This is a genomic window from Massilia orientalis (genome assembly GCF_030411975.2).
Classification (GTDB): Bacteria; Pseudomonadota; Gammaproteobacteria; order Burkholderiales; family Burkholderiaceae_D; genus Telluria; species Telluria orientalis.
In genome coordinates this window covers 1-4923 of record NZ_JASNRB020000065.1, presented here as the reverse complement: position 1 = coordinate 4923, position 4923 = coordinate 1, and the positions used below count along the sequence as shown (strand labels likewise).

The 4923-nt window shown below is 62.8% G+C and carries 2 protein-coding genes; both read right to left on the bottom strand.

The annotated features are described in order from the left end of the window. Positions 1-4430, bottom strand: a 4430-nt coding sequence (locus tag QPK29_RS33320) for an OmpL47-type beta-barrel domain-containing protein (protein ID WP_400189956.1), incomplete at its 3' end; no start/stop codon positions are given. A gap of 368 nt (positions 4431-4798) precedes the next feature. Further along, positions 4799-4894 carry a PEP-CTERM sorting domain-containing protein gene (locus QPK29_RS33315; RefSeq protein ID WP_400189957.1) on the bottom strand — a complete coding sequence of 32 codons (96 nt, stop codon included), beginning with the start codon at positions 4892-4894 and terminating at the stop codon, positions 4799-4801. Between the last annotated feature and the right edge of the window lie 29 nt (positions 4895-4923).

The following is a 4923-nucleotide window of genomic DNA, read 5'->3' as shown; positions in this document are numbered from 1 at the left end:
GACACCGTCACCGCGTGTGCCTGTTCGGTGTTGCCCGCCCAGTCCGTGCTCCAGTAGCTCACCGTGTGCGTGCCGCTCGTGGTCAGCGTGACGGTGTTGCCCTTCTGCTGCGCGCCGCCGTCGACGGTGTAATACGTCGCCGAGACGCCCGAGCCGCCCTGGTTGTCCGTGGCCGCGAAGGTGACCGTGGCGTCCGTGGTCACCGTGCCTTGCGGCGCGGTGGCCGTGGTCACCGGAGCGATCACGTCCGCGCCATGCAGCGAGCCGTGCAGGCGAACTTCCCTGATCGAGCCGAACCACGCGTTCGGGTTGTACACACGGATGTAGCGGTAAGGCACCAGGCTCGTGACCGGCAGTGTCTGCCAGTCCGCCGTCGACTTCGCCGCCGGGGTCAGCGTGGTCCACGCGGTGTTGTCGTTCGAGCCCTGGAACACGAGGCCGTTGACGCGCGTGTAGTACTGGTCCTGGCTGCCGATGACTTCGGTGCTGGCCAGGCTGACCTGGTTGCCTTCCTTGAAGTCGAAGACCACCCAGGCACCCGTGCCGGAGCCGCCCGAGCCGTTACGGAAATCCGAACCGGTGGCCAGGTTCGCGTCGAACAAGGTCTTCACGATCGTCAGCGTCGTGGCAGCGTTGCGGTTCGTGGTCGAATCGATCAGCGTTGCGATGGTCGGAACGTTCTGGATGAGGTCGCTCTCGTCGACCAGGTTCAGCGCAGTGCTGTCCGTCGTCTCGGTGACCTGGTAGCCCGGCTTGCCGTCCTGCGTGACGTAGTTGATGGCGAACTTCACCTGTCCCGGCTGCGTGCCCTGGGGCAGGGTGGCGGTGGCGGTGTAGGTGAGGTTGTCCGTCGTGGTGAGCGCGGCGGGGAGGCCGTCGATTGTCACCGCAACGTTGCTGATCGCTTCCTTGGCCGTGAAGTTCAGTTTCACGGTATTGCCGGGCACGATACGGTTACGCAGCGCCTGCGCCGAGCTGATCGACGCCGTGGCGATCCGGTTGGTCGACGTCGTCGCACCGTACAGGCGCAATTCGGTCATGTTGCCGAACCAGGCGCCGGCGTTGGTCATGCGAACATAGCGGTATGGCGTCGTGTCGGTGATCTTCAGCGTCTGCCAATCCATCGTGTTCGCCGCGGCAGTCGAGATCGTCGTCCACGTCGTATTGTCGTTGGAACCTTGTACCAGGGTGCCGGCGATGCGGCCCGAGTACCGGTCCTGCAGGCCGATGACATCGACCCGCGACAGTGCCACGGTGCCACCGCCCCGGAAATCGAACTCGACCCAGCCATTGTTGCCGCTGCCGTTGAGGCGGTAGTCGGTACCCGTCGTCAGGTTGTTATCGAACAGCCGGTTGACGTTCGTGACCACATCGGTCGCGTTGCGGCCGTTGGAATCCGTCACGGTCGAGATGTCGAGCAGGTTGCCGATGTAATCCTTCTGATCGGCGATGAACAGGGTCGACGAATCGGTCGGGAACAGGACGGGTTCGGCGATGGTCCCGTCAGCGGTCTTGTAGTTGACGAGGAACTTCACCGGGCCGGGCGCCGTGGTGGGCTTGACGAGCAGCGTCGCCGTCCAGTTCAGGTTATCCGTGGTCGTGATGGTGGCCGGCTCGCCCTGGAGCGTCGCGCTCACGTTGTTGATCGGCTCGGTCGACTGGAACGACACCTTGATCGTGTTGCCGGGCACGACCCGGTTCCTCAGCGCCTGGTCGGAACCCAGCGACACACCGGTCAGCTTGTTGACAGTTTCATAGCGTGTGCCGAAGATCCGGAATTCGGTAATATCGAGGATGTTGTACGACCAGAGCAGATCGACCATGGAGATCTTGAAGAAGCGATAGCGCTGGTTGCGGAACTCGTCCGCCACGTTCAGCGTCTGCATCTCCTCGACCATCCGCGTCTTGTCCGGCGTGATCTGCGTCCAGTTCACGAGGTCGTTGGATGCGAAGGCGGTCACACCACCGATCCGTTCCGGGAAGCTGCCGGGCGGCTTGAACGAGAATGCGGTCGCCGCCACCTTGAAGCCGGGGCCGAAGTCCATCGTGTGCGTGCGATTGTTCTCGATGGCCGAGCCGAACCCGATGTTGGTGCCGTCGATGTCGTCGGTCCCGTTGGCGGGAGTGGGGCCGAGGTTCGTCACCATGTTCGTCTTGAAGAACAGATTGGGGTAGTCGATGCTGCCGTCCGGTAGCAGCGGGGTCAGTTCCTGCAGTCCCGAGACCGCGGTGCGCAACGTCGCCAGCTTCTGGAAGTAGTCGGCGTCGGTGCCCGACCCGATCGTGTTCTGCAGGTCCGCGTACGCGGCCTGGTAGTTGTTCTTCGTCGACGTGACGTACAGCGTGTCCGGCTTGACCGTCGCCGTGACCGCGGTCACCACCGCCTGCCGGTCGGCACCCACGACGACGATCACCCGCTTGGTGGTGACGGTGGTGCCGTCCGAGGCCTCGACGAGGAGCGTGTACGTGCCGGCCTGCGTCGGCGTCCACGAGAATGCGCCGGTGCTGGTGTCGAACGACGCGCCCTGCGGCAGGTTGTCGATGTTGTAGGTCGCGACGTCGCCCGCGGCCGGGTCCGTGGCGGACAGGTCGAGCGTCACCGGGACGGTGGCGCCGGCATAGGAGTACGCGGTCGTGTCGCCGTTGCCGGACTTGAAGGCCGGCGGGCTCAGCAGGGTGCTGGACTGGATATTGATATGGTCGACGTCGACCGTGGTGCCGTTGCCGGTGACGGTGAACGTCAGGAAGTCGGGCATGTTGAACGGCACCACGACGTAGCGCCACTGGCCCCGCGTGTTCGGCAACGTGATCGACGTGCCGTTGAGGTCCAGCGTCGCCTGGCCGTTGGTCCGGATGCGCAATCCGATCGAGGTGGTGGGCCATCCGTACGTGTACACGGCGTACCGCGTCCCTTGCGGCGTGGCGGTGGTGCGCACGAAGCCGGTTGAGCCTTCGGTCTGCGCCACCGTATTGCTGTCGTACGCCGTGAACCGGTCTTCCACTTCACGGTACGGATCGACGATCGGAATGCCCAGGTATTTGCTGCCTTCCGCTTCGGCGGCCTTCGGGATCGCCAGCCAGAAATCGCCACCGCCGTCGGTGCCGTCCCAGTTGTAGGCCTTGCGCTTGGCGAAGATCGTCGTGTAGTTCGGAAGGAGGTGTTCCACGTCGAGGCCGCGCACGTACTTGTAGTAGTAGAAGGCTTCCCACGTGTTCTGCGAGAGCCGGCCGCGATACGCCCACGACACGCCGTTGTACATCGCGCGGATGCTGCCGTCCGGATTGACGCTCATGGCGACGGGCACCCATGGGATGTCGTAGCCGACCATGAATGTGCTCCACAACTCATGGACAGCCAGCAGGCGGTCATCCATGAACTCGTACGGGCCCACGGCGTTGGATGCCGTCGACGGCGTGCCCGCCACCGGATCGACCTTGGTACCCTGCGCCAGCATCAGGCGCGCGAGGATTTCCGAGTTGGTGAGGTCGCCGGCGCCGTGCGCCTGGTCGCGGCCCATCTCGACGTGCTGGATCTGCGGCGGAATCTCTTCGCCGGTGGCGTCGTTTTTCGTCACCGTCCGGAACAATTGCTTGATCGAGCCAGTCCAGGCGGGGTCGGGCGCATCCTTGTTGACCATGAACCACTCGACGGCCTGGTTGTATCCGTCGCGGTCGCCCATGAAGATCGAACCGGACATCTTGGCGATGGTCGTGTACAGGTGCTGGTTCATGAACCGGCAGTTGCAGTTGTCGAAGGTCTGGATCACGGGCGTGACCAGGTTCCTCGAGAAGTTGACTGTATCGTCGTCCGTCCATGCGAGCGCCGGCGTCTGCGTGCTGGTGGCGCGCAGGATTTCGGCGGCAGTCGTCATCCGCTGCAGCGGAATGCCGGTATGAATGTGCGAATCCGTGTAGTACGCGTATTGTGCGGGATCCATCTGCGAATACAGACGGATGATGTGCATGGCGTTGCTGCGATAGGTGTCGTCGCCGGTCACGAGATACAGGACGGCCTGGGTATACACGGTACCCGCATCTGCGATGAAGTTGCCTTCCAGCCCTTGCGACGTCAGGCCGTAAAACGCCGGCTTGGTGGGATCGTTGCCGTTCATGTTCCTGATCCGCGGCGTACGCGAGGCGGAGGCGGAACCGAGCATCATGTTGAAATGCGTGTACCACGGTTCCTTCTTCGCCAGGATCTGGGCCCGTGCGTTCTCCAGCATTTCCTTGGTCAATCCGACCCCGGGGTGCTTGAAGCCGTTCGCGTCGATCGTTTCCGTGATCACCGGCTGGTAACTGGTCACTAACGTATCGATCGGATCCGCCATCGCGACCTGGCCCGGCAAAGGTACGAGCGTCGTCGCGATGCCGACTGAAAATGCCATGGCGACGATGCGCCTCAGCGCATTGTCGAATTTATTCGTTCTCATGTCTGTCCCCCCATTTTTAACCTCTTCGTATTTAGGTTACCGATAACATTTTTTGACCGGAGACGGACCGGAAAGCAGGGCGCGGCAGTGCCGACTGCATACCCGAACCGGGCTCCAGGGGTTTTTAATATATGAAGTGCGTCTTGGTTACAGCTGTATCGACGGATTCGCCGTTCCTGCCTCGTGCTGGATGGCGGTCGCGCTGCCACTTGCACTGGATGGGATTGTACGTTATCGATACCATACAATTGTAGACCTAATTTCAACAGGTGCGTACATATTTTTCGCCACGCTGGACAATGAAAAAAACCCAAAAGCCGGACGGCGGCTTCTGGGGTTCGGTGAAGACGTCGGGACGTCCGGACGGATCAGAGCCGGCGTACGCCTCGCCGGTGCCACGCCACCATCGCCAGCATGGCAACCAGCATCAGCGCCGCCGTCGACGGTTCCGGAATCTTCGTCAAGCTGCTGACGCGGGTCGAGGGCGCCGCCA